Source organism: Frigoribacterium sp. CFBP 13707 (genome assembly GCF_014842245.1).
GTDB lineage: Bacteria > Actinomycetota > Actinomycetes > Actinomycetales > Microbacteriaceae > Frigoribacterium > Frigoribacterium endophyticum.
On the sequence record NZ_JACYVL010000004.1, the window covers coordinates 15,236 to 39,426 of the forward strand.

The 24,191-nt window shown below is 74.8% G+C and carries 23 protein-coding genes; 17 read left to right on the forward strand and 6 right to left on the reverse strand.

Annotated elements, in window-relative coordinates; all coding sequences use genetic code 11:
- Positions 1-359: 359 nt before the first annotated feature.
- From IFT45_RS09470 to IFT45_RS17825, 5 genes are all read left to right on the forward strand, one after another.
- Positions 360-836, forward strand: coding sequence for a hypothetical protein (locus IFT45_RS09470; protein WP_167261163.1), 477 nt, complete (start codon positions 360-362; stop codon positions 834-836).
- Between the two features lie 168 nt (positions 837-1,004).
- A complete protein-coding gene (locus IFT45_RS09475; RefSeq protein WP_185230883.1) occupies positions 1,005-1,373 on the forward strand; it encodes an ATP-dependent DNA ligase in 369 nt (122 codons plus the stop codon).
- 177 nt (positions 1,374-1,550) lie between these two features.
- On the forward strand, positions 1,551-2,432 hold the full coding sequence (locus tag IFT45_RS09480; RefSeq protein WP_167261158.1) for a manganese catalase family protein: 882 nt from the start codon (positions 1,551-1,553) through the stop codon (positions 2,430-2,432).
- Positions 2,433-2,583: 151 nt separating this feature from the next.
- Positions 2,584-3,063, forward strand: a complete 480-nt coding sequence (locus IFT45_RS17160) for a hypothetical protein (RefSeq protein ID WP_192127865.1) — start codon at positions 2,584-2,586, stop codon at positions 3,061-3,063.
- Between the two features lie 20 nt (positions 3,064-3,083).
- Positions 3,084-4,229, forward strand: coding sequence for a zinc-dependent alcohol dehydrogenase (locus tag IFT45_RS17825; protein ID WP_371810944.1), 1,146 nt, complete (start codon positions 3,084-3,086; stop codon positions 4,227-4,229).
- A gap of 29 nt (positions 4,230-4,258) precedes the next feature.
- Here IFT45_RS17825 and IFT45_RS09495 read toward each other — a convergent pair whose 3' ends face one another.
- Positions 4,259-5,062, reverse strand: coding sequence for a TSUP family transporter (locus tag IFT45_RS09495; protein ID WP_056058478.1), 804 nt, complete (start codon positions 5,060-5,062; stop codon positions 4,259-4,261).
- Positions 5,063-5,143: 81 nt separating this feature from the next.
- Positions 5,144-5,971: a LysE family transporter gene (locus IFT45_RS09500; protein ID WP_371810945.1), complete on the reverse strand. Its 828-nt coding sequence runs from the start codon at positions 5,969-5,971 to the stop codon at positions 5,144-5,146.
- A gap of 91 nt (positions 5,972-6,062) precedes the next feature.
- Here IFT45_RS09500 and IFT45_RS09505 point away from each other — a divergent pair, with 91 nt between their 5' ends.
- From IFT45_RS09505 to IFT45_RS09545, 9 genes are all read left to right on the forward strand, one after another.
- Entirely contained in the window at positions 6,063-6,983 is a 921-nt protein-coding gene (locus IFT45_RS09505; RefSeq protein WP_056058475.1) for a LysR family transcriptional regulator ArgP, read from the forward strand.
- A 319-nt stretch (positions 6,984-7,302) separates the two neighbouring features.
- On the forward strand, positions 7,303-8,748 hold the full coding sequence (locus tag IFT45_RS09510) for an APC family permease (RefSeq protein WP_192127869.1): 1,446 nt from the start codon (positions 7,303-7,305) through the stop codon (positions 8,746-8,748).
- A gap of 175 nt (positions 8,749-8,923) precedes the next feature.
- Positions 8,924-9,808: a Rieske 2Fe-2S domain-containing protein gene (locus tag IFT45_RS09515; RefSeq protein ID WP_192127871.1), complete on the forward strand. Its 885-nt coding sequence runs from the start codon at positions 8,924-8,926 to the stop codon at positions 9,806-9,808.
- Positions 9,809-9,953: 145 nt separating this feature from the next.
- Entirely contained in the window at positions 9,954-10,442 is a 489-nt protein-coding gene (locus IFT45_RS09520; protein WP_192127873.1) for a hypothetical protein, read from the forward strand.
- A gap of 275 nt (positions 10,443-10,717) precedes the next feature.
- On the forward strand, positions 10,718-13,381 hold the full coding sequence (locus IFT45_RS09525) for an ATP-dependent Clp protease ATP-binding subunit (protein WP_192127875.1): 2,664 nt from the start codon (positions 10,718-10,720) through the stop codon (positions 13,379-13,381).
- Positions 13,382-13,681: 300 nt separating this feature from the next.
- Positions 13,682-14,143 carry a lactococcin 972 family bacteriocin gene (locus IFT45_RS09530; RefSeq protein WP_192127877.1) on the forward strand — a complete coding sequence of 154 codons (462 nt, stop codon included), beginning with the start codon at positions 13,682-13,684 and terminating at the stop codon, positions 14,141-14,143.
- On the forward strand, positions 14,125-16,092 hold the full coding sequence (locus tag IFT45_RS09535) for a hypothetical protein (RefSeq protein WP_192127879.1): 1,968 nt from the start codon (positions 14,125-14,127) through the stop codon (positions 16,090-16,092). Before IFT45_RS09530 ends, IFT45_RS09535 begins: the two co-directional genes overlap by 19 nt.
- Complete coding sequence (locus IFT45_RS09540; RefSeq protein WP_192127881.1) at positions 16,089-16,868, forward strand: ABC transporter ATP-binding protein; 780 nt, start codon at positions 16,089-16,091, stop codon at positions 16,866-16,868. Before IFT45_RS09535 ends, IFT45_RS09540 begins: the two co-directional genes overlap by 4 nt.
- Complete coding sequence (locus IFT45_RS09545) at positions 16,865-17,017, forward strand: hypothetical protein (protein ID WP_156370173.1); 153 nt, start codon at positions 16,865-16,867, stop codon at positions 17,015-17,017. Before IFT45_RS09540 ends, IFT45_RS09545 begins: the two co-directional genes overlap by 4 nt.
- A gap of 176 nt (positions 17,018-17,193) precedes the next feature.
- Here the strand turns inward: IFT45_RS09545 and IFT45_RS09550 are convergent, their stop codons facing one another.
- Entirely contained in the window at positions 17,194-17,928 is a 735-nt protein-coding gene (locus IFT45_RS09550; RefSeq protein WP_371810947.1) for a nitroreductase family protein, read from the reverse strand.
- Between the two features lie 70 nt (positions 17,929-17,998).
- On the opposite strand from IFT45_RS09550, the gene IFT45_RS09555 reads away from it, so the two are divergent.
- Both IFT45_RS09555 and IFT45_RS17175 read left to right on the forward strand, forming a co-directional pair.
- Positions 17,999-18,739, forward strand: coding sequence for an SDR family oxidoreductase (locus IFT45_RS09555; protein WP_192046530.1), 741 nt, complete (start codon positions 17,999-18,001; stop codon positions 18,737-18,739).
- A 340-nt stretch (positions 18,740-19,079) separates the two neighbouring features.
- Entirely contained in the window at positions 19,080-20,471 is a 1,392-nt protein-coding gene (locus IFT45_RS17175) for a hypothetical protein (protein ID WP_244637879.1), read from the forward strand.
- Between the two features lie 32 nt (positions 20,472-20,503).
- Here the strand turns inward: IFT45_RS17175 and IFT45_RS09565 are convergent, their stop codons facing one another.
- The 3 genes from IFT45_RS09565 to IFT45_RS09575 form a co-directional block, all read right to left on the reverse strand.
- A complete protein-coding gene (locus IFT45_RS09565; protein ID WP_371810948.1) occupies positions 20,504-21,844 on the reverse strand; it encodes a glycosyltransferase family 9 protein in 1,341 nt (446 codons plus the stop codon).
- Between the two features lie 209 nt (positions 21,845-22,053).
- On the reverse strand, positions 22,054-23,013 hold the full coding sequence (locus tag IFT45_RS09570) for an AraC family transcriptional regulator (RefSeq protein WP_192046529.1): 960 nt from the start codon (positions 23,011-23,013) through the stop codon (positions 22,054-22,056).
- A gap of 114 nt (positions 23,014-23,127) precedes the next feature.
- Complete coding sequence (locus tag IFT45_RS09575; protein ID WP_192127885.1) at positions 23,128-23,475, reverse strand: hypothetical protein; 348 nt, start codon at positions 23,473-23,475, stop codon at positions 23,128-23,130.
- 466 nt (positions 23,476-23,941) lie between these two features.
- Here IFT45_RS09575 and IFT45_RS09580 point away from each other — a divergent pair, with 466 nt between their 5' ends.
- A complete protein-coding gene (locus tag IFT45_RS09580) occupies positions 23,942-24,118 on the forward strand; it encodes a hypothetical protein (protein WP_156370169.1) in 177 nt (58 codons plus the stop codon).
- Positions 24,119-24,191: the final 73 nt, after the last annotated feature.

A 24,191-nucleotide genomic window follows, 5' to 3' on the forward strand; every position in this document is an offset into this window, starting at 1 on the left:
CTGCGGCCGCCCGGCCCGCCCGGCCCGCCCGCCTGACCCGGGAGGCGGGCTGGTCCTCGCGACCGGACCGCGACTCCTCGGGGAATGCGAGAGGAATCCGGCCCGCCGCGGCCGTGTCAGGCGAGAGCCGCGGGCCCGCGGCACGGATCACTCGCGAATTCGGCAGGCAAGTGAGGTGGAACGACGGCCGGGCCGCGCCGGGGACGACGACCGGGCGCTGCGGGGCACGACGACCGGGCGCTGCGGGGGACGCCGACCGGGCCGCGGGGGGCCCGCCCACCGGGGGACGCGACGGGCCCAAGGGCAAGGGGGCCTGTGAATACGGGCGGAGCGGGGGCCGTCCTCCTAGCGTCGGCCTCATGATCACGAAGAAGACCCTGCTGCCCCTCGCCGCCCTGCTGATGCTGCCGCTCGCGGGCTGCACCGGAGGCGCGCAGAACACGGACCCCGCCGGCGACGTGCCCGGCTCGTCCGCCACCCGCACCGACCCGGGCCAGGCCAACGACGCCGCGTGCACCCGCATCGGCGCGACCGCCCTCTCGACCCTCGCCGACGGGGCCACCGACGACGTGCTGCTCGGCTACGCCGTCCAGGAAGGCGACACCTGGTACGTCGCGGCGCCCCTCGGCGAGAACAACGTGCTGAGCGACACCATCGGCCTCTGGACCACGACGGGCGACGTCGAGTCGGACGACTTCGACGCGACCTTCGAGTCGGCCAACGACGACGCCGCCGAGAACTCGTCGTTCACCCGTGCGACCGACGCCGACGACGACTCCGACGCCGCCGAGCAGGCGCTGTCGTGCATCGAGGACGCCGACGACACGGCCCGCTGAGCCCCGCACCGTCAGGAGGACGAGCGCGACGGGCACCTGACGGCGGCCGGGGCGGCCGTCCGGGGCGCCAGTGCGCCTTCCGGTCACCACGGTGCGCAGCGCTCGGCCTCCTGGCACCATGGGAGGGAAGGGGCCTGCGCCCCTCGTGCCGAGGAGACGGGAGGCACCGTGGGCTACCTGACCTACGACGGCGGCACCGCGGAGGTGCAGCTGGACGACCGCGTGCTGGCCCACCTCCAGATCGTGATCATCACCAAGATCCGCCGCCAGGAGAGCTTCGTCTTCTCCTGGAAGGAGCCCGCCTCGGCCGGCGACGGCCGCAGCAGCGTGTGGATCCACCCGACCGTGAGCCTGCGCTTCTCGTTCGCGGGCAGCCGACCGCCGACCATCAACCCGCGGTGGATCGCCGTGCTCACCGAGTCGGCCAACAGTGGCCAGGGCCTCCAGCTCCTCCCCGAGCCGCCCGTCGGCGCCGCCGGCGAGGCGACCCCGACGACGTCCGTCGCGAGCGGGGCGACCGGGGCCGAGGGCGCCTAGCCCCGCCGAGCCCGGGCCGGGCCGAGCCGAGCCTCGCCGAGCCCGCGCAGGGTCCCGCACCCCGCGCCTCCCGTCAAGCCCGTTTGGCGATGCGTGCCCCGGCGAGCGCTCCCCTGGGTGTCGACCCGCGCCTCCCGGCGTGGTGTGGAGGTCCATCCACTCGACGAGAGGACCCCCATGTTCTTCCACAAGCAAGAGCTGCAGCACAGCGCGACCCCCGACGCCCCCGACGCCGTCTACGCCCGCAAGCTGCAGGAGGTGCTCGGCGGCCAGTACGGCGAGATCACCATCGCCATGCAGTACGGCTTCCAGGCCTGGAACACCCACATCCCCGGCAAGTACCGCGACCTGCTCTTCGGCATCGCCGCCGAGGAGTTCGGCCACGTCGAGATGCTCGCCATCATGATCTCGCAGCTGCTCGAGAAGGCCCCCGTGGGCCTCACCGACGAGGCCGTGCAGAACGACCCCGTCATGGCGGCCGTGATCGGCGGCACCGACGTGCAGCAGGCCATCGTCGCCGGCGCCGGCGCCCGCCCCGTCGACAGCATGGGCAACCCCTGGCAGGGCGCGTTCATCACGTCGAGCGGCAACCTCCTCGCCGACTTCACCGCCAACGCGAACGGCGAGATGCAGGGCCGCCTCCAGGCCGCCCGGCTCTACCACATGACCGACGACAAGGGCGTGAAGGACCTCCTGAGCTTCCTCATCGCCCGCGACACCATGCACCAGAACCAGTGGCTCGCCGCGATCCAGGAGCTGCAGGACGACGGCATCGAGCAGTTCCCGGTGCCGAGCACCTTCCCGCAGTCGAAGGAGGACCAGACGGTGAACTACCAGTACCTCAACTTCTCCGACGGCGCGCACGCGAAGGAGGGCTCGTGGGCCAGCGGCCCCACCCCCGACGGCAAGGGCGAGTTCAGCTACCACGACGGCCCCACGACGACGGCGCCGATGCCCGCGCCGACGACGCCCGACGAGCGCTTCCACGGCACGACCGGCAAGTCGCCGCTGCTCGAGAAGACGAAGGGCGCCGTCAAGGACGCCCTCCACAAGGGCTGACCCGGCCCTCCCTCACCAGGACCCCGTCCCGGACGAGCTTCCCCGCCCGGGACGCCCGCCCGGGGCGGGGTCCTCGTGCATCCCCCACCCTGACGACGAAGGAGTCGCGGGTCGGCTCGTCCGCACCCGCCCGCCCCCGAAGGAGACCACCATGAACAAGAGCACCCTCGCCCTGCTCGGAGCCGGCGCGGGCGTCGCCGCCTCCGCGGCGGCGGCCGCCGCGGCCCTGGCCCGGCGCCACGCGGAGAAGCAGCCCGTCGCCGACGGCTGGAAGTCCGTGACCGTCCTGGCGACGCCGGACGACATCGCCCCGGGCGGCGTCGTCGGGCCGCCGTTCGACCGGCTCGCGGAGGTCGTCGAGACGCGCCTCCTGCCGGTCCCCGGCGACCGCGGCACCGAGCTGCACGCGCGGGTGCTGCCCGGCGGCCGGGCCGAGGCCGTCGTCCGCGAGCAGCTCGGCGGCGACCCCGCCGACACGCTGCGCCGGGCCCTCCGCGAGCTCAAGACGCGCGTCGAGACGGGCGAGGTGCTGCAGCAGCTGCCGCGGCCCGAGGGGCGCCGGAAGCACACGGTCGCGGGTGCCCTCGTCGACGGCGCCGAGCGTCGCGCGTTCGGGGCGGGTGCGCTGTGAGGGCGCTTGTCTGGAACGGGGTGAACGACCTCCGTGTCGAGCAGGTCGACGAGCCGAGGCTGCTCAACGCCCACGACGCGATCGTCAAGGTGTTTCTCACCACCTCGTGCGGCAGCGACCTGCACCTGCTCGGCGGCTACGTGCCGACCATGCGCTCCGGCGACGTGCTCGGCCACGAGTTCGTCGGCGAGGTCGTCGAGGTCGGCTCGGCCGTCCGCCGGCACGCCGTCGGCGACCGGGTCGTCGTCAACTCGTTCATCGCCTGCGGCCGCTGCTGGTACTGCCGGCAGGAGCAGTACTCGCTCTGCGACAACGGCAACCCGAACGCGGGCATCGCCGAGGGCCTCTGGGGCCAGTCGCCCGGCGGCTGCTTCGGCTACTCGCACGCGGTCGGCGGCTGGGCGGGCAGCCACGCGGAGTACATCCGGGTGCCGTACGCCGACGTCGGGGCCTTCACCGTGCCCGAGTCGGTCAGCGACGAGCGCGCGCTGTTCGCCTCCGACGCGGCGCCGACCGGCTGGATGGGCGCCGACCTCGGCGGCGTCGGGCCGGGGTCGACCGTGGCCGTCTGGGGTGCCGGCGGCGTCGGGCAGATGGCGGCCCGCGCCTCCCTGCTGCTCGGGGCGGAACGCGTCGTCGTCATCGACCGCCTGCCCGAGCGCCTCGCACAGGTGCGTGACGTGATCGGCGCCGAGACGATGGACTACACGCAGGTCGAGGTGCTGCCCGAGCTGCGCGAGCTCACCGGCGGCCGGGGCCCCGACGTCTGCATCGAGGCCGTCGGCATGGAGGCCCACCGCGACCGGCCGGACTTCGGCTACGACATGGTCAAGCAGCAGCTGCGGCTGCAGACCGACCGGCCCACGGCCGTGCGCGAGGCCGTGACGGCGGCCCGCAAGGGCGGCAGCGTGTTCGTGCTCGGCGTCTTCGGCGGGGTGGTCGACAAGTTCCCGCTCGGGGCGCTGATGAACAAGGGGCTGACCATGCGCGGGGCCCAGATGCACGGGCAGCGGTACACGCCGATGCTGCTCGAGCGCATGGCCGCCGGCGAGCTGACCACCGAGCACCTCGCGACCCACGTGATGCCGCTCGACGAGGCGCCGCGGGGCTACGAGATGTTCAAGGAGAAGGAGGACGGCTGCGTGCGGGCGGTGTTCCGCCCGTAGCGGCGTCGAGGAGGCGCGGGCGCGGCCCCTCAGAGGAGCCCGGTGAGCCCGGTGGTCACCAGCGTCGCGCCGCCGAGCAGCGCGACGCCCAGGGCGACCGCCCGCACGACGGGGGCGGGGACGCGGTGGCCCAGCGCGACTCCCGCGGCGGCTCCGGCCAGGAGGCCGGCGACGGCCCAGGCGAGCGGGGCCAGGGGCAGGCCGGCTGGGGCGGCCGCGCCAACGGCGACGGCGGTGGCGGAGGCGGCGCTACCGCCACCGCCACCGCCAGCGCCGTCGCCGACGAGCACCAGCACGGCGAGTGTCACGAGGTTGAGCGGCAGCGAGAAGGCCTGGAGGGTGGCGCTCATCACGCGCGGTTCCCACCGACGCTGCGCGGCGAAGATCGCCACCGGCGGGCCCGACGCCGCGGCGAGCGTGTTGAAGACGCCGCTGGCGGCCCCGGCCGCGACCGCCCCGCGGGTGCCGTCGAGCCAGCGCAGCTCGCGGCGCGCGATGACGAGCGCGGTCGCGACGACCACGACCGACCCCGCGAGCAGCGAGAGCAGCGGCGTGCGCACCGACTGCGCCAGCAGGGCGGTCGGCGTGACGAACAGGGCGGCGGGCACGAGCAGCCGCAGCGCGTCGCCGAGGCGGACGTGCTGCCACGAGCGCGCGAGCACCACGAGGTTGAGCACGATCGACATGACCAGCACCACACGCACGCCGGGGCCGTGACCGAGCACCAGCACGAGCAACGGCGAGCAGACGAGCGCGAAGCCGAGCCCCGAGGCGACCTGGCACGCGGCGCCGACGGCGACGACGAGCAGCACCGCGACGCCCAGCCAGTCCATGTGCCCCCCGCCGTGAGCCTACCGACCGGGCCCGCGCCTCCCGGGCTCAGCGCCCCTGGCCGCGCACCCCGACCTGCAGCGTCAGGCGCCGAGCAGCAGCTCCAGGCCGAGCACGGTCATGACGACGGCGATGAGCCCGTCGAGGATCCGCCACGACGACGGCCGCGCGAAGAAGGGGCGCAGGAGGCGCGAGCCGAGGCCCAGCGCCGCGAACCACGCGAGGCTGCCCGCGATCGCTCCCCCGGCGAACCACCAGCGCAGGTCGCCCTCCTGCTGGTTGGCCACCGAGCCGAGGAAGACGATCGTGTCGAGGTAGGTGTGCGGGTTGAGCCAGGTGAGGGCGAGGACGGTGAGGACGGCCGTGCGGCGGCGGACCGGGGCGGAGCCGGGCGCACGGCCAGAGGTCGACGAGCGGGCCGGCGCCGGGGCGGCGACCGTCGCGAGCGAGCCGGTGGCGGGGCTGCCTGCCCCGCCGGTGATGGTCCCGGCGACGGGGCCCGCGGCGGTGACGGGCTCGAGGGCCGCGGAGCCGGGGCCGACCCCGGACGCGGAGGGCGTGCCGGTCGCGGGGGCCTCGTCGGGCCCGTCGACCGTCAGCCCTCCGACCGGTCGCAGCGCCCGACGGGCGGCGAACCCGGCGTAGACGAGGAGGAACGCCGCCCCCACGACCCGCACGACGACGAGCGCCTGCGGAGCAGCGGCGACCACCGCGCCGACCCCGGCGACGCCCGCGGTGATGAGCACGGCGTCGCTGAGGGCGCAGATGACGATGACCGGCACGATGACGCGGTTCACGCCCTGCAGCCCGAGCTTCAGCACGTAGGCGTTCTGGGCGCCGATCGCGACGATGAGGGCGAGCCCGGTGCCCATGCCCGTGAGGGAGGTCAGCAGCAGCGTGGAAGTGGTCACCCGGCGACGCTACGTCCGCGCCGCACATCTCTCCAGCTACAGATCGTCATGCCGCATAAGCTGTGCTGATGACGACACCGGAGCCGCGCGGATGACGCCGTTCGCTCTCGACCACCTCGAGACCCTGCGCGCCATCGTCGACGAGGGCACCTTCGAGGCCGCGGCCCAGAGGCTGCACATGACGCAGTCGGCCGTCTCGCAGCGCATCAAGGCGCTCGAGCGCACCGCGGGCCAGGTGCTGCTGCAGCGCACGACCCCGGTCGTGCCGACCGCGGCCGGCGACGTCGTGCTGCGCTACGCCCGCCAGGTGCAGCTGCTCGCCGCCGACACGGCGGCCGAGCTGGGGCACGGAGCACGAGGAGGCGCCTCCGACGCGGGTGCGCCGCCCCCGTCGCTGGCCCTGGCCGTCAACGCCGACTCGCTCGCCACCTGGTTCCTCGACGCGCTGGCGTCGCTGCCGCCGGAGGCGCCCGTGGTGTTCGACATCCGGCGCGAGGACGAGGAGCGGACGACGACCCTGCTGCGCCAGGGCGACGTGCTCGCGGCGGTGACGTCGACGAGAGAGCCGATCCAGGGCTGCACGTCGGAGGCGCTCGGCACGATGCGGTACCGCGCGGTGGCGAGCCCCGGGTACGTCGACCGCTGGCTCGGCGGGGTGCCGTCGATCGGCCGGGTCGACGCGACGCCGATGCTCTCGTTCGACCGCAACGACGACCTGCAGCGGGGGTTCCTCCGCCGGGCGCTCGGCTACGACCCGCGCCCGCCGCGGCACTACGTGCCCTCGTCGTCGGACTTCGTGCGGGCCGTCGGGCTCGGCCTCGGCTGGGCGCTGCTGCCCGACCAGCAGAGCGCCGACGACCTCGCCGCGGGGCGGCTCGTCGAGCTGTCGCCGGGCGACGTGGTCGACGTCGAGCTCTGGTGGCAGCGCTGGACGCTGGCCTCCCCCCTGCTCGACCGCGTCTCGGCGGCCGTCCGGGCGGGCGCCGCGGGGGCGCTGCTGCCGCCCGCCTGAGCGGTGCGGCGCCCGGCCCGCCCTGCCGCACTCGGGCCGAGCCCTTCGCGAGCGGGCGGGTCCGTGTCCTCGTGGGCGGGCCGGCGCTGACCCGCCCACGGGGACACGGACCCGCCGCACTGCCCACACCACCCGGTCCGACGCGAGACGGGCGGCGACAGACCCGTGCACCCCGCGCAGGCTCAGCACACGGCAGCGGCGCGGCGCAAGTCCCTGACGCGATGAGGCCCCGCGTGCAGGGCCGGTGGTTGCCTCGGTGGGCGCCGGGGCGCGGCCGACAGGACGGCCGGGCCGACGGTGCCCGCTGCCAGGAGGACACATGACCACGCCCGCCCGACCCGCCGCCTCCTCGGAGCCGGCCCGTCCCGAGGGCTCGACCCGCGACTCCGGCACCCCGGGCGCCGACGGCGCCGCCGGCGGCTCGAAGCTCAAGCAGGCGATCACCGGCCCGCTGCTGTACCTCTTCATCCTCGGCGACGTGCTCGGCGCCGGCATCTACGCCCTCATGGGCACGCTCTCGGCCGAGGTCGGCGGCGCGCTCTGGGCCCCGCTGCTGCTCGCCCTGCTGCTCGCGCTGCTGACCGCCGGCTCGTACGCCGAGCTCGTCACCAAGTACCCCAAGGCCGGAGGCGCGGCGATCTTCGCCGAGAGGGCGTTCCGTCAGCCGGTGATCTCGTTCCTGGTCGGCTTCAGCATGCTCGCCGCCGGCGTCGTCAGCGCGGCCGGCCTCTCGCTCGCGTTCGCCGGCGACTACCTGTCGACCTTCGTCGACCTGCCGACCGTGCCGACCGCCATCGCCTTCCTCGCCCTCGTCGCCTGCCTCAATGCCCGCGGCATCAGCGAGTCGCTCAAGGGCAACGTCGTGATGACCGTGATCGAGGTGAGCGGCCTCGTCATCGTGATCGTCGTCGTCGCCGTGATGCTCGGCAGCGGGGGCGGCGACGTCGGCCGCGTCGGCGAGTTCCCGGCCGATGCTGACCCGGCGATCGCGACGCTCGGCGCCGCGATCATCGCCTACTACTCGTTCGTCGGCTTCGAGACGAGCGCCAACATCGCCGAGGAGGTGCGCGAGCCCCGCCGCGTCTACCCCCGCGCCCTGTTCGGCGCCCTCGCCACCGCCGGCGTCGTCTACGTGCTCGTCGGCCTCGCCAGCGCGATCGCCCTGCCCGCCGACGAGCTCAGCGGCTCGACCGGCCCCCTGCTCGACGTCGTCGCGGCCAGCGGCGTCGCCGTGCCCTCGTGGCTGTTCAGCCTCATCGCGCTGATCGCGGTCGCCAACGGCGCCCTGCTCACCATGATCATGTCGAGCCGCGTCACCTACGGCATGGCCGAGCAGGGGCTGCTGCCCCGCCCGCTCGGCGCCGTGCTCGAGAAGCGCCGCACGCCGTGGGCCGCCATCCTCGTCACCACAGCCGTCGCGATGGGGCTCACCCTCGTCGGCGACATCGGCACGCTCGCCGAGACGGTCGTGCTGCTGCTGCTCTTCGTGTTCATCAGCACGAACGTCGCGGTGCTCGTGCTGAGGAAGGACCGCGTCGAGCACGAGCACTTCCGGGTCTGGACGGCCGTGCCCGTGCTGGGCGTCGCCTCCTGCGTCCTGCTGCTCACGCAGCAGAGCGCTCAGGTGTGGCTGTTCGGCGCGATCATGCTCGCCGCGGGCGTCGTGCTCTACCTGCTCGCGAAGCTCGGCAGCCGCCGCGGACCGGAAGCCGGCAGCGGCGCGGGCACCGGCACCAGCAGCGGCGCCGGCGCCGACCGGGCCTGAGGCGCCCGGACCGCACCGACCCCGCGTCGTCCGCGACGCGAACAGTTCCGGCCCGGGCCGGGCACCCGGCGCCCCGCCGGTGTCGACTCGGAGCACGGCACGACCGACCGCACCACCACCGCCCGCGGCACAGCAGCCGCGGCGCACGACAGCCCGCGAGGGCGGAGGAGGCACCATGCGCGAACTCAGGATCGTCAAGGCACTCGAGGCGGTCGAGCGCGAGAAGAGGCTCGACCCGCTCGTCGAGAAGGTGGCCGGCGTCGTCGACGCCGTGCTGCAGCCCCGGGCGCTGCGCGACCTGCTGCACGGCGTGCCCGCCGGCCACCCGCTGCACCCCGTGATGGTGCTCGTGCCGACCGGCGCGTGGATCAGCGCGGCCCTGCTCGACCTGATGCCCGGCCAGGAGCGCCCCGCCCGCACCCTCGTCGGCGCCGGCGTGCTCGCGGTCGCCCCGTCGGCCCTGGCCGGCTTCGCCGACTGGTCGGCCACGCACGAGCAGCAGAAGCGCACCGGGCTCGTGCACTCCGCCGCCAACCTCGTCGGCACCGCGCTCTACGGCGCCTCGTACCTGCAGCGGCTGCGCGGCCGGCAGACGAGCGCCAAGGTGCTCTCGTTCGCGGGCCTCGGCGCGGTCGGCATCGGCGGCTTCATCGGCGGGCACCTCGCCTACCGCCAGGCCGTCGGCGCGAACCACGCGGAGGACGTGCCGCACCTCGTCTCGCCCGGCTGGCACGAGGTCACCCGCCTCGACGCCCTGCCCGAGGGCGAGCTGACCGGCCTCGACCTCGACGGGCAGCCGCTCGTCGCGCTGCGTCGCGGCGACGAGGTGGAGGTGCTCTCGAGCGTCTGCAGCCACCTCTCCGGCCCGCTCTCCGAGGGCGAGCTCGTCACCGACGCGGGCAAGCCCGGCGAGGCCTGCGTCTCGTGCCCCTGGCACGACAGCGTCTTCTCGATGCGCACCGGCGAGGTCGTGCACGGGCCGGCGACGTCGCCGCAGCCGCGGTTCGACACCCGCGTCGTCGACGGCACGGTGGAGGTGCGGCTGCCCGACGCGGGCTGACCGCCCGGCCGACCCGCGCCTCCGGCAGGCCCTCGCTCCCGCTCCGGGGCGGTGGGAGCACGCCGGAGGCGCGGTGCGCGTAGTGCACGGACGCCCCGCGAGCAAGGGCGAGCACGGCCGGGCCCCTCGTGGTTCGGTCGATCCCATGAGACGACTCCACTACTCCGGCAGCTACATGCTGGTCGGTGACCGCACCTGCAAGGCCGTGCTCCGCTACACGAGGGCGCTCGCCGAGGCCGACACCTCCGACATCGTGTCGGTGCCCGTCGTGACCGAGGGCGGCAGCAAGGCCTACGCGCACCTGCTCATCGGCCCGGCGAGCCAGGTGTTCTCCACCCCGGTCGAGAACAGCCAGGACGAGCCCGTCGACGAGGACGTCATCCGCGACCTCGAGGAGGCGACGCTGCGCCTCCAGCCCTCCCGGCCGGCCTGGCCGCAGGAGATGCTCGACATCCCCGACCTCGACAGCGACAGCTACGGCGCCGAGTACGCGAACGCGCCGGGCGCCGACGCCGAGGGCGACGAGGGCGACGACCAGGGCAAGGCGAGCGCGCACACCAGCGGCGCCGAGGCCGCCGCCGGGCCCGACGGCGCCACGGACGAGCACCTCGCCGGCGCCCGCACCGGCTCCTGACCCGCTCCCTGTCGCAAATGCCGACCGTCGCAGGCTCGGTCGGGTCGCAACAGGGGGAAAACCCGGTATTGCGGTGCTGATGGTCGGCATTTGCGACACGGAGCGGTCGAGAGGGCGGAGGGGCCGGAGGCGCGGGGGCGGCGAGGGGAGCCGCCCGGCGACCTGACGTGGCAGGTTGAGCCGACTCCGCTCAACTTCTTCCGCCGACCGGGAATGACCCGGGCCTCCCTGCGTTTACTTGAGTCGCAGCCACTCAAGTTTCCCCAGGAGGTCCCATGCCTGCACAGTCCGGCTCCGGCGACGGCGGCTCGTTCGACGAGTTCCTCGCCCGCCTCATGAACGGCGCCCGGTCGGGTCAGACCGGACGCCCCGTCGACATCTCGCACCTGCTCAGCAGCGCCGCCCACGGGCTCGTCACCCGGGCCGGCGAGTTCGCCACCGGCCGTGGCCACGCCGAGGTCGACTCCCTGCACGTCCTGCGGGTGCTCCTCGACGAGTCGCCCGCCGCCGACGTCGTCCGCCACGCGGGCGTCGACCGCGACGCCCTGCTCCGAGCCGTCGACAGCCGCCTCCCCGGCCCCTCGTCCGACACCCCCAGCACCGTCGCCCTCACCCCGGCCGCCCAGCGCGTCCTGCTCCAGGCCGCGCAGGCCGCCCGCGCGTTCGGCTCGACCTACGTCGACCCCGAGCACGTCTTCTTCTCGCTGGTCGTCGACCAGCAGTCGGTCAGCGGGCAGCTGCTCGCCGCCGCGGGCATCACCCCGCAGGCGCTCCAGGCGTTCGTCCGCGACGGGTCGCCGACGGGCGGGTCGACCGCGGGAGGCGCCGCAGGCGCGGCCGGGAGCGGAGCCGGCACGGGCACCGACGTGACCGGTGCCGGCGACCCGGCCCGCGACTCCGGCACGCCCACCCTCGACCAGTACGGCAGCGACCTCACGGCGCGCGCCCGCCGCGGCGAGATCGACCCGGTGATCGGCCGGGCCGACGAGGTCGAGCAGACCGTCGAGATCCTGCTGCGCCGCACGAAGAACAACCCGGTGCTGATCGGCGAGCCCGGCGTCGGCAAGACCGCCATCGTCGAGGGCCTCGCCCAGCGCATCGTCGACGGCGACGTGCCCGAGCTGCTGCAGGGCAAGCGCGTCGTCACGCTCGACCTGGCCGGCATGGTCAGCGGCACCCGCTACCGCGGCGACTTCGAGGAGCGCCTCACGACGGTCGTCGACGAGATCGCCGCCCACCAGGGCGAGCTGATCGTCTTCCTCGACGAGATCCACACGGTCGTCGGGGCCGGCGGCAACGGCGAGGGCACCATGGACGCCGGGAACATCCTCAAGCCCCGCCTCGCCCGCGGCGAGCTGCACCTCATCGGCGCGACGACGCTGAAGGAGTACCGCACGATCGAGAAGGACGCCGCCCTCGAGCGCCGCTTCCAGCCCGTCACGGTGCCCGAGCCGAGCGTCGACGACGCCGTGCTCATCCTCACCGGGCTCGCCCCGCGCTACGAGGAGCACCACGGCGTCGCCTACGCGCCCGAGGCCCTGCGCGCGGCCGTCGAGCTGTCGGCGCGCTACGTCAGCGACAGGTTCCTGCCCGACAAGGCGATCGACCTGATCGACCAGGCCGGCGCCCGTCGTCGCCTCCGCCTCGGCGGCCGGGTCGACACCGCGGCGCTCCAGGCGCGGCTCGCCGAGCTCGAGTCGTCGAAGCACGCCGCGGTCGCCGCGGAGCGCTACGAGGAGGCGTCGCACCTGCGCGACGAGATCGAGGCCGTGCAGGAGTCGCTGGCCGCGGCGGTCGGGAGCGGTCACGCCGACAGCACGGCGGCGGCCGGCACGGCGGCGGTCGGCACGGAGGCGGTCGGCACGGGGATCACCGCGGCGGACGTCGCCGAGATGGTCGCGCGCGCCACGGGCATCCCGGTCGCGCGCCTCACCGACGGCGACCGCTCGCGGCTCGCCCTGCTCGAGCAGGAGCTGCACGCCCGGGTGGTCGGCCAGGACGACGCGGTCACCGCGATCGCCAGGTCGGTGCGGCGCAGCCGGACGGGCCTCGGCGACCCCGCCCGCCCGACCGGGTCGTTCCTCTTCCTCGGGCCGACCGGCGTCGGCAAGACCGAGCTGGCGAAGGCCCTGGCCGAGTCGCTCTTCGGCGACGAGGGCGCGATGATCCGGCTCGACATGAGCGAGTACGGCGAGCGCCACACGGTGAGCCGGCTCGTCGGCTCCCCTCCCGGCTACGTCGGCTACGACGAGGCCGGCCAGCTGACCGAGCGCGTGCGGCGGAACCCGTACTCGGTGATCCTGCTCGACGAGATCGAGAAGGCGCACCCCGACGTGTTCAACCTGCTGCTGCAGGTGCTCGACGACGGCCGGCTGACCGACGGCCAGGGCCGCACGGTCGACTTCCGCAACACGGTCGTCGTGATGACGTCGAACCTGGGCTCGGAGTTCCTCGCCTCGCGCGGCGGCGCCCTCGGCTTCACGCCGGCCGGGCCCGTCGGCTCCGACCCCGCGGCCGGGAACGGCTTCGGATCGGAGAAGGCGCTGCGCGACCGCGTCATGGGCAAGCTGCGGGAGGCGATGCGGCCCGAGTTCCTCAACCGCATCGACGAGATCGTGCTCTTCCGCAAGCTCGACCGGGCGCAGCTGCGCGACATCGTGCGCCTGCTGCTCGGGGCGACCTCGCGTCGCCTCGAGGCCCAGGGCATCGCGGTCGAGATCGACGACGCGGCCACCGACTGGATCGTCGACCACGGCTACGAGCCCGAGTTCGGCGCCCGGCCGCTGCGCCGCACGATCCAGCGCGAGGTCGACGACCGGCTCGCCGACCTGATGGTCTCCGGCGCGGTCGCGGCCGGCGGGCACGTGCTGGTCAGCGTCGGAGGCGACGGCGAGCTCGTCGCCCGCCCCGTCGCGGCGGAGGTCGCGAGCGCGGCGTAGCCGCGGGGCGGCTGCGGCTACGGCTGCGGGACTGCGGAGGCGCGGTGTCGGTCTGACCGGCACCGCGCCTCCCTGCGTCCGCCGCCGTGACCCTGCTCTCGCGCTCTCTTCTCGAATGTGAGCGTGATCCGCCGGATGACGAGGCCGGAGCCGCGCCACCCGGCTCCTCGACGACGGATCCCTCTCGCATTCCCCGTGTCCCTGTATGAGACAGCCGCCGACCTTGTGACGTTCCTGGTTTCAATGTCAGGGTATGTATGCACGATCGAGGGTCGGTCGAGCAGACAGGAACGGGTGATCATGACCAGTGTCAGCAGCATCGGGACGACCGTCGGGCGGAGCCTGGCCACCCTCGCGACCACGGGAGCGCTCGTGCTCGGCGCGGGGCTCTCACCTGCGGTCGCCGCTCCCGCCCCGGCGTCGACCCCGACCGCGACCTCGACGTCGACATCGACGTCGACCTCGGAGTCGGCCACCACGGCCGCGACCACCGGCACGGAGGCGGAGTCCGGCATGATGCCGGCCGGCGAGTTCTCCACACTCGGGTCGACGTACGTGGGCGGCGGGTACTTCGAGTGGGGCGTGACGTCCTCCACCGTGTACGCCAAGTACCAGCACTACTCGAGGACGCACCGGGCCACGGCCTGCGCGAACGGGCAGACGCAGTGCCTGCGCTCGGGCAACGCCGCGCCGTCCTACCTCGCCAGCGCGGTGCGGGCGAAGAGCAAGAGCAACAACACGGCGTGGTGGGCGGTCCTCTGACCCGTCGGCGCACGGCCGCCACGACGGTGATCGCCGTCGTGGCGGCCTACGCGCTCGCCGCGGGCGTCGCCCTGGCCGCCGCCGAGGGCCAGGACACCTGGGGGAGCGGCGGGAGCGGCGGCCGGGGCACCGGGGTCGTCGTCCTGGAGACGCCGCCGGACCTCGGGCACGACGCGACACGGCAGGAACTCCTCCGGGCGGTGACGTCGACGGGCGACCAGGTCGCCCGCATGACCCCGGACGACTCGCCCGGCGCTGGTGTCGGCGACTCGCTCGTCCATCCCCTGACCGGCGGAGCCGGGCAGCCCCTGGGCCCCTGGGTGCGGTGGACCCTCGCCGACCACGACTCCTGGCTCGACCTCGACCCCCGCGGCTTCTACGTGACCGACGCGGACGACCCGAGCCCCCTCCTCGCCGCTCTCGACAGCGCCGGCTTCACCGCGGCGGACGCGACGGTGGGGCCTCTCGACGAGCTCCGGGCGCTGGTCACGGTGCCCTCCGTCGCCGGGCTGCTCGTGACGGTGATGCTCGTCGCCCTCGGTGCGGCCGGCGTCGAGGCCGAGCGCGGCCGCCGACGCCGCCTGGTCTGCGCGCTCGTCGGGTGGACCCGACGACGTGCCCTCGTCGCCGAGCTCCGGGAGGCAGCATCGCCCCTGGCAGGAGCGGCCCTCGGCTCGGTGCTGCTCGTGCTGGCTCTCTGGTGGAGCGTCGGCGGGCTCCGGAGGCCCGAGTTCGTCCTGCCCGTGATCGCTCTGATCTGGGGCGGGACGACAGCGTGGCTGCTCCTCTGTCGAGCGACGGCGGCGCACGGACCGCGGCCGTCGAGGCTGCTCTCAGCCAGCACCGGAGCAGGGGGCCGCCGGCGTGCGCTCGTCGTGCCGATCGCGCTGCACGTCGCCCTCGTCGCGGTCGTGGCGGCCGAGGTCGCCCTCGGCCAGCGCGCCGCCGACGCCGCCGACCGTGTCGCGACCTCCTCCGCGGCGCAGCTCGACCTGCACGAGGGGTCCGTGCTCAGCGTCGGCCTCGCCGGAGCGGACGACCGCGAGTTCGACCGGGCGCTCGCCCGGGTGGCCCGTGACGAGATCGCCGCCGGCAGGGCGACGATGGGCGACCCCGACACCGTTCCCGGCGCGCTCGTCACCGCCCGGGGCGGCACCGGCACCGGCGAGCCTCACGGCGACGGGGACGACGTCGTCGTCGTGCGGACCGCAGGCGACCCCGAGGCGGCACGGGCCCTCGCCGCCGACGTCGTCGCCTACCTCCGGATGGTCTGGACCACGACCGGCGACGTGCTGCCTCCGCTCGGCGCTCGCCTCGAGACCCTGCCGCCCGGCGTCGTCGTGCCCGACCCCGCGACCCTGCGCCTCTCCCCCGTCGACGGGCCGCCGACCGTGATCGTCGAGGTGCCCCTGGTGCACCTGCCCGACGACGTGCTGGCGACCGCCGCCTTCAACGGCCGGGTGGTCTTCGACGACCGCGCCTCGGTGGAGGCGGCCCTCGACGACGTCGGCGTGCTGCCCCTCGTCCACGGGTGGGAGACCGTCGGTGACGGCTACGCCCGCGCCGCCCGCGAGGTGCTCGCCGAGCAGCGCCTGGTCGTCCTCGCGGCCGGGCTCGGCGGGCTCGCCCTCGCGGCCGGGCTCGTCGTGGCGACGACGGCGCACGTCACGCGCACCCGTCGGCGTCGGCTGCTCCTCGCGACCGTCGGACGCTCGGACTGGTCGGTCGACCTCCCCCACGTCGTCGTCGGCGCCGGCCTCACGACCGTCGCCTGCGCGCTCGGTCTCACGGTCGCGCGGACCGACGGCCCTGCCGACGCCCTCGTCGTCATCGGCGCGGCCGGCGGGCTGCACGGCGCCCTCGCGGGCGCGGCGCTCCTCGCCGCCCGACGCCGCCTCGCACGCCCGTCCCCCACCACCGCCGCCCTGTCCTCCGAGGAGACCCCGTGACCCAGCCGCACCGAGGCCGGCCGACGCCGGTGCCGACGACCGCCACCGTGCCTCCCGCGCCTCCCGGGCCTCCCGCACCGTCCCGAGGGCCGACCGCCCCCCTCGTCGTGGCGGGCCTCGGTCTGCGGACGGGGCGCCGGGAGCTCTGGCGCGGCCTCGACCTGACGGCCGAGCCGGGTGCCGCGGTGGCGGTGACGGGGCTGAACGGCAGCGGGAAGTCGTCCCTCCTGGCGTGCATCGCGGGTCTCCGGGCCCCGACCACGGGGACCGTGACGGTCGCGGGCTCCGCCGTCGGCACGGCGGGGAGCCGCGCCCTGCGCCGACACCTCCGTGAGACGTGCGGCGTCCTGCTGCAGCACGGCAGCCTGGTGCCGGAGTGGACCGTCCGCGAGAACGTCGACGTCGTGCGCCCGCACGGGGTCAGCCGCGAGACGAGACGGGCGCGGGGGCGAGCCGCGCTGCGTCGACTGCAGCTCGACGGACGGGGCGACGACATCACCGGCCACCTCAGCGGCGGTGAGCAGCAGCGGGTGGCCGCCGCGCGCCTCCTCGTCCACCGCCCCGCGCTCGTGGTGGCCGACGAACCGACCTCGGCGCTCGACGCCGCGGGGCGCGAGCTGGTGCTCGACGCCCTCGACGAGCTGCGCCGGGAGGGCACCGTCGTGGTCGTCGCGACCCACGACCCCGTCGTCGCGGAGTGGTGCGACGTGGTCGTCGAGCTGGGAGGCGCGGATCAGGTCGCTCGCGCGGCCGCGGGCGTATCGTCGGGGGCATGAGCGCAACCGACGACACCACCCCGTCCACCGCCCCCGACGGATCCACCGAGATCACCGACGAGCAGGCGAAGTACACCGAGGAGCTCCCCGACGGCAAGAAGGCCGGGCTCGTCGACGACGACAAGGACTCGGAGTCGACCGACAACTAGTCGACGGCCCCCGCCCCACCACGCCAGAGCGGCGTCGCCCCCACGAGGGCGGCGCCGCTCTCGTGCGCTCGCGGCAGCCTCCCGCCTCCCGCCGCACCGTGACGAACCACGTCCTCGCAGCGGAACCACGCCGCGGCGTGGTTCGGGGGCGAGGACGTGGTTCGTGACCGCGGCGGTCACGCGCCGGGCGGCTCGTCCCACCCCGTCTGCGGCGTGCGGCAGTCCTCGCGGAAGACGTACTGCGAGATCCGCCGCCGCTCGTCGCTGGCCCAGTCGATCGCCGGGCGCACCCGCTCGGGAGGCACGTGGCCGATCCGGTACACGGCCATCAGCTCGAGGTCGTCGGGCACCGCCAGCAGCCGCTCGACCTGCGCCCAGCGTTCGGGCCGCTCCATCGGGAACGACACGAACTGGATGCCGAGCCCCAGCGTGCCGGTGGCCAGCCAGAGGTTCTCCATGGCGGCCCCGAGGCTGAAGGTCGAGTAGAACGACGTCAGCGAGTCGGGCCGGTACGTCGACCGGTCGAGCATCGCGCCGAGCAGCAGCGGCGAGCCGGCGACGAGGGCGCGGTTCTCGGCGCCGAGCGTCTGCGGCACCCGCAGCGCGTTCATCAGCACCTGGCCGCGCTTCGTGAACACCTGCCCCGTGAACGGACGCAGCGGCGCGGGCAGCTCGTCGAAGAGCATGCCGTCGCGGCGACGCTCCATCTCGGCGCGGCTGAACCGGAAGAAGGGCTTGTAGCGCTCGAAGAAGGTGCCGTCCGACATCGACTCGGTCATGCTCTCGCCGCTGATCCGCGCGACCTCCTCGATGGTCTCCCGCGACTCCACCAGGACGAACCGCCACGGCTGGCTGTTCAGCTGGCTGGGGGCGCGACCGGCGAGCTCCTTCCACCCCGGGCGGTCGACCACCCGTCTCGCCTCGGCGCTGGAGCGCGTGGGCTGAGGCGGTGCTGACCACCACCCCGACGGAAGGAACCCCATGACCGACACCAGCAGCAGCACCACTGCCCCGAGCGCCCCGAGCGGCCGACGCGGGCCCGGGCGCGTGATCGTCACCGGCGGCGCGAGCGGCCTCGGCGCCGCCGTGGCGCACGCCGTGCAGCAGGCCGGCGGCACGCCGATCGTGCTCGACCTCGACGTCTCGCGCGTGCCGGAGGGCATCGAGTCGCACCGCGTCGACGTCTCGGACTCGACCGCGGTGGAGGCGGCGGTCACGGCCGCCGCGGAGGCGCACGACGGCCTCGACGCCGTGGTCACCGCGGCCGGCGTCGACACCCCGGCGCCCCTCGACGGCCTCAGCACGGCATCGTGGGAGAAGATCGTCGGCGTCAACCTCTTCGGCACCGTCTCGACCGTGCGCGCCGCGCTGCCGCACCTGAAGGCGTCGCACGGCAAGGTCGTCACGGTCGCCTCGTCGCTCGGCATCAAGGCCGTGGGCGACGCGACCGCCTACTGCGCGTCGAAGTTCGGCGTGGTCGGCTTCACGCGGTCGCTGGCCGCCGAGCTGAAGGGCGTGGTCGGGGTGACGACGCTCATCCCCTCGGGCATGGCGACGCGGTTCTTCGACGCCCGCGACGAGCAGTACAAGCCGCAGGACGACTCGCGCCTGCAGGACCCTGCGGACGTCGCCGACGCGGTGCTCTACGTGCTCGGCATGCCGGCGCGCAGCGAGATCCGGGAGCTCGTCGTGACCCACCCCGAGGAGGACAGCTGGCCCTGAGCACCACTCGCTTTCTTACACGACGCGGAGCGGCCGGTCCACCCCCTCGCCCCGGTCGGGGGTCACGTCTACCGTTGCTCTCACGCAGGCGATCGGAGGCCCGAACCCCGGTCGCCACGGCAGGCCCGAGCCCGAACGACGGTCCGTCGACGCGTCGCTGCGAGACCTGGACCCTCGCGGCCGGAACGCCCTCCCCTGCCCCACCCGTGGCGGAGGAGGGCGTTCCTCTGTGCGCGGCGCGGACTGGTGCGCGACAGGGCGTCCGCTCAGCGGGGGCGGAATGCGATGTGTAGCATTCCGGTCAGCATGCCACTCCGGCACGCCTGATCCAAGGAGCACCATGCCCCCCAAGAAAACCTGCCTCGCGACGATCGGCGCCACCGGCGTCGTCCTCGCCTCCCTCGTCGCCGGCCCGGCGTTCGCCGCGCCCGCGCCGACCGCCGGTGCCGCCAGCACGACCTCCTCGGCCTCGACGGCCGAGGCCGGCGACCTCGTCGCCCCCGTCCTCACCGCCACGGAGGTCGGCAGCGGCCTCCTCGTCGTCGACGTGCAGGGCACGCCGCGCTCGATGGTCGAGTTCACCTACGACGACGGCCAGGTGCGGCGCGTCCAGCTCGACGACTCCGGCCACAACACGATCCAGCTCGGCATCGACAACACCCGTGCCTACGACTTCCGCATCCAGGTGACGCTGACCGACGAGGCGGGCCAGCTCGTCGACCGCCTCGACTTCGTCTGGAGCGTCGACCCCCGCGAGGTCGCGCCGCCGGTCGACCCGGGCACGCCGGCCGACCCGGGCTCCGGCCTCCTCGCGTACGACGTCGAGTCCATCACCCAGGACTACGCGCAGGTCGTGCTGACCGGCCCCGCCGGCCAGGCCTACAGCGTCTTCGACGCGCACGACTACTGGGCCGGCAGCGGCACCTTCTCGCCGGAGGGCACCGCCCGGGTCAGCCTGTGGGCCCCCGAGGGCGTGTCGTCACGGTTCGTGCTGAACCTGAAGGAGGGTTACGACATCGTCGACTCGGTCGACGTCGTCATCGACCGCACGGCCGGCGACCCCGCGACACCGGTCGACCCCGAGGTGCCGGTCGAGCCCGAGGTCCCGGTCGAGCCCGAGCTGCCCGTCGAGCCCGAGACCCCGATCGAGCCCGAGGTGCCCGTCGAGCCGGAGACCCCCGTCGAGCCCGAGGTGCCCGCCGAGCCCGGCGACGACCTCGTCTCGGTCGACGTCTCGAGCCTCCGCGGGGGCTACGCGAGCCTCGACCTGACCGGCCCCGCCGGCCACTACTTCACGATGACGGGCATGGACGGCCTCTGGGCCGCCAGCGGCCTGTTCGGCCCTGACGGCAGCGCTCGCGCCTCCGTCGAGGCCCCCGTCGGCAGCACCAGCTACACGCTGACCGTCCGCGACCTGTACCAGACGATCGGCACCCAGACCGTCACGGTCGTGAACGACGGCCAGACCGTCGAGCCGCCGGTCGCCCCGGCACCCGCCCCGGGCGTCGAGGTCGGCCAGGTCTCGGCCGGGGCCGCGTCCGTCACCGTCACCGGCGGCCTCTTCGAGCGGTTCGTCATCTACGACGCACACGGGCGCCAGGTGCGCGCCGGCACGACGCTCGGCTACACGGGCACGGTGTCCGTGCCCGCCCCGCTCGGCCAGGTCACGTCGTACGAGGTGCTCTTGGCCGAGTCGGGCGAGCGCTTCGCCTTCGAGGTCGACGCCCGCTAGGTCGCGACTTCGACGGCGACGCGGGCCGGAGTTCAGCTCGCGTCGACCGAGGCCCCACCGGGGCGAGCCGCCGTCCCGGCGAGCAGCTCGCCCCGGGCGGGGTCCGGCGCGGCGGTGCCGTGCCGCGATCGCTCGTCCCCGTCAGGCTCGTCGACGTGACGCCGGCCGGCAACGTCGTGGTCGCGCTCGTCGAGGTCACGCCCGACCCGCTCGCCGCGCTCGGCGAGCACCCCGTCGAGCAGCTCCCGCGTGTTCTCCCACACCTCGTCGACCGTCACGGAGTCGACGACGCTGACGTCGTGCTCGCAGCGCTCCGCCGTCCACCCCACCTGCGTGATGTCGGCGCCGCACACCGGGCAGGCCGTCGTGTACGCCATGGCGACGCGGTGCCGCGTGCGCCCCAGGGCGCCCGCGTTGATCACGTTGCCGAACCAGAACACCGAGCTCGTCGCCGTGCCCACCGCCTCGGCCACGTGCCGGGGCCCGCTGTCGTCGGCGACGACGACGTCGACCGACGCGAGCACCCCGACGAGGTCGGAGAGGCTCAGCTGACCGGCGAGCGAGCCCACCAGGGAGGCGCGGCGAGGCTCCCGCGCACGGGCCGCCGCCACGACGTGGTCGGCCAGGGCCACGTCCTCCCCGTCGCCGACGACGATGACCCGCACGTCGTGGTGCGCGAGCCGGGCCGCGAGGTGACCGAAGCGGTCGGGCGACCAGCGCCTCCTCGGGTCGCTCGCCCCGGGATGGAGCGCGACCACCGGGCGACCGTCACCGCCGGGGCCCGAGCGGCCGAGCAGCTCGGCACCGCGCTCGAGCTCGGCCGGGGTCGGGGTCAGCACCGCGCCTCCCGCAGGGGCCGCCCCGGCGAGCGCGACGACCTCGAGGGCCCGGAGCACCTCGTGCTGGTAGTAGACGTACGGGATCGTGCGCTCGAGGGGCACCGCGTCGGAGGTGCGGGTGCCGATCGTGTGCCGTGCCCCGAGCCGCAGCAGGAAGGGGTTCGAGTTGCGCCCGCCGCCGTGCACCTGCACCGCGAGGTCGTAGCCCCGGGCGCGGTGCCGCTCGACGAAGCGCTCGGTGGCGGCGTCGTCGACCTCGGTGCCCGACGCGTCGCCCACGCCCGGCACGACCGGCAGCACGTCGACCTCGTCGACGACGTCGGGCCGCCCCGCCAGGAGCGCGCGGTGCACGGGCGACCCGAGCAGGGTCACCGAGGCGCCCGGGTAGCTCGCCCTCAGCGCGGCGATCGCCGGCAGCGCGAACACGAGGTCGCCGAGCCCGCCGCCGCGCAGCACGGCGATGCGGCGCACGTCGGGGAAGGGCTCGCCGAGGGGCGGGAGTCCGGGGATCGTCTGGCGTCGGTCGGGGCTCACGAGGGTCCTCTCTCTGGTGGCTGCCCCCTGCCCGGGCGCGCCCGGGCTCAAACGGGCGGGGCGCCGGGCGCACCGCCGCCGGGGCGTCGAGACGACGCGGCGTGGGCGACGCCGGGCGTCGAGACGACTCGTCCTGGGCCGTGCGGGCCGTCGAAGGCCCAGGTGGAGGCACCTCGGCGCCACGGCGCAGCGGCGCAGCGGCAGCCGCGCTAGTGCGCTCGCTCGAGCGTCTCGCTGGGGTACTCGCCGAACTTCTCGGCGTAGGCCGCCGCGAACCGGCCCGCGTGCGCGAAGCCCCAGTGCTTCGCGACCTCGGCGACCGACGTGCGGTGCGGGTCGCTGACGAGGAGCTCCTCGCGGATGCGGTCGAGCCGGAGGGCGCGGATGTAGCCGTTCGGCGTCGTGCCGACGTGCTTCTGGAACGCCTGCTGCAGCGCCCGCACGCTGACGTGCGCCACCTCGGCGAGGTCGACCGAGGTCAGCGGCAGCTGCACGTGGGCGTGCACGTGCTCGATGGCGGCGCGCACGTGGGCGTTGCGCGGCAGGAGCAGCTCGTCGGGCAGGGGCGAGCCCTGCTGGGGGTAGAGCTCCATCAGGGCGATCGCGCCGAGGCGGCCCATCTCGGCCTGCAGCAGCGGGCTCGCCTCGCCGTCGAGCACGCTGCGCGAGATCAGCGTGACGCTGTTGCGCCAGAGCGCCATGGCCTGCTGCCGCGGCTCGACCGCGTGGTCGAAGCGGAGCTGCGCGGGCGTGAAGCCGCGCTCGGCCGCGAGGTCGTGGACGGTCTGCCGGCTGATCTGCACCAGCCGCTGGTCGTAGTCCGAGAACGCGAAGCGGAACGGCACCGACGGCCAGAGCCGCGGCTGGCCGGGCTCGAGCCGGATCTCGTCGGGCCCGACGTCGAGCGTGCCCTGGCCGCGGGTGATCCACTGCATGACGAGGTCGTCGCCGGGTGGCATCTCGCCCTCGAGGCGCGCCTCGAAGCGCACCGCCCGCAGGCTCATGAACCGGTCGCCGGCAGACGTGTACCGGTACGAGAAGGGCGCGTCGGAGCGCTCGGCGCGCCACTCGACGCCCTCGTACGCGTGAGCGAGGGTGTCTCTGGCTTCGTCGAGGTCGTCACCGTGGGCGTCGACGCGGAAGCGTCGCTCGTCGTAGTCGTCTGTCATCCGCCGGTGATCGTGCCACGAGCCACCGACACTGTTGGCGCGCTGTCCGGATAGCGCACTGGGGGACGGAGCGCAGAGCACGGGAGGCGGTGCGGCCGGGCCCCGGGGAGGTGCCTAGAAGTCGGTCGCGCCGACGCCCGTCTCGTAGACGGCGAGCAGCATCGCCGCGGCCGTCCTGGCGTCGCGGGTCGGCCCGTCCGGCCCCATGACCGGGGCCTCCACGAGGGCGCCCTCGATCATCAGCACGATGGCGTGGCCGAGGGGCGGCGGGTAGCCGCCCTCGCGGCAGAGGCGGTCGACGAGCCGGGAGAGCTCGAGGACGTGCCGCTCGGCGGTCTCGACGTCGCCGCCGGCGTGGAGGCACGGGCACGGCGGGGCGGCCGTGTGGTCGGAGGCGATGAAGCTGAAGAGGGAGAGGACCCGGTCGCGCGGGTCGGCCACGGTGCCGCTGAACGTCTCCATCGCCCGGAGCCAGACGGCGTGCGCGTCGGTCTCGGGATGGTCGAGGAGGGTGTCGGTGGATGTCAGGACATCACGCTTTCCGGGGTTCGCGGGGGAGCCCTCACTGTAGGCGGGGCCGGTGACCGCACGGTCAGGGGACGCCGCGACTGTCCGGTCTCGGTCTCCGCGGCGCTCCCGGGCGTCCGGTTTGCGACGCCGCCGTCGGGCCGACGTCAAGGGGGGAGATCGGGGGGCAGGCGCGCCGTAGTCTCGGCGGACCGGTCCCCGACTCCGGGCGGCGCCTCCCCGAGGCACGTCGCGCACCACGTCATCGACGTGCTCGACCGTCGCACCCCGATCCCCGCCCCGCTCCTCGCCCGGGCACCACCGAACGGACCCCCATGAGCATCCCCGTCTCCTTCACCGACATGCCCGTCACCGAGCCGATCGACATGGTCGCCGTGCTCGCGCAGCTCGCCGACGCCGCGTGACCCGCCCCGTCGACGACGCCGCGGGCCGCGCCCGCACCCCCAGCCGCGCCGAGCTCGCCGCCCTCCAGCCCGAGCAGCTCGTGGCCGTGCTCCGTGCGCGCCTGCTGGTGCCCGAGCTCACGGCCGGCTCGAGCCGCGCCCGCACGACGCAGGGCAGCGGCGCGCGCCGCTAGGCCGCACCGCGCCTCCGCGCGGGCTCCCCTCCCCGCGGTCTCCCCCGTCGGGCTGACCCCTTCCCCAGCTGGC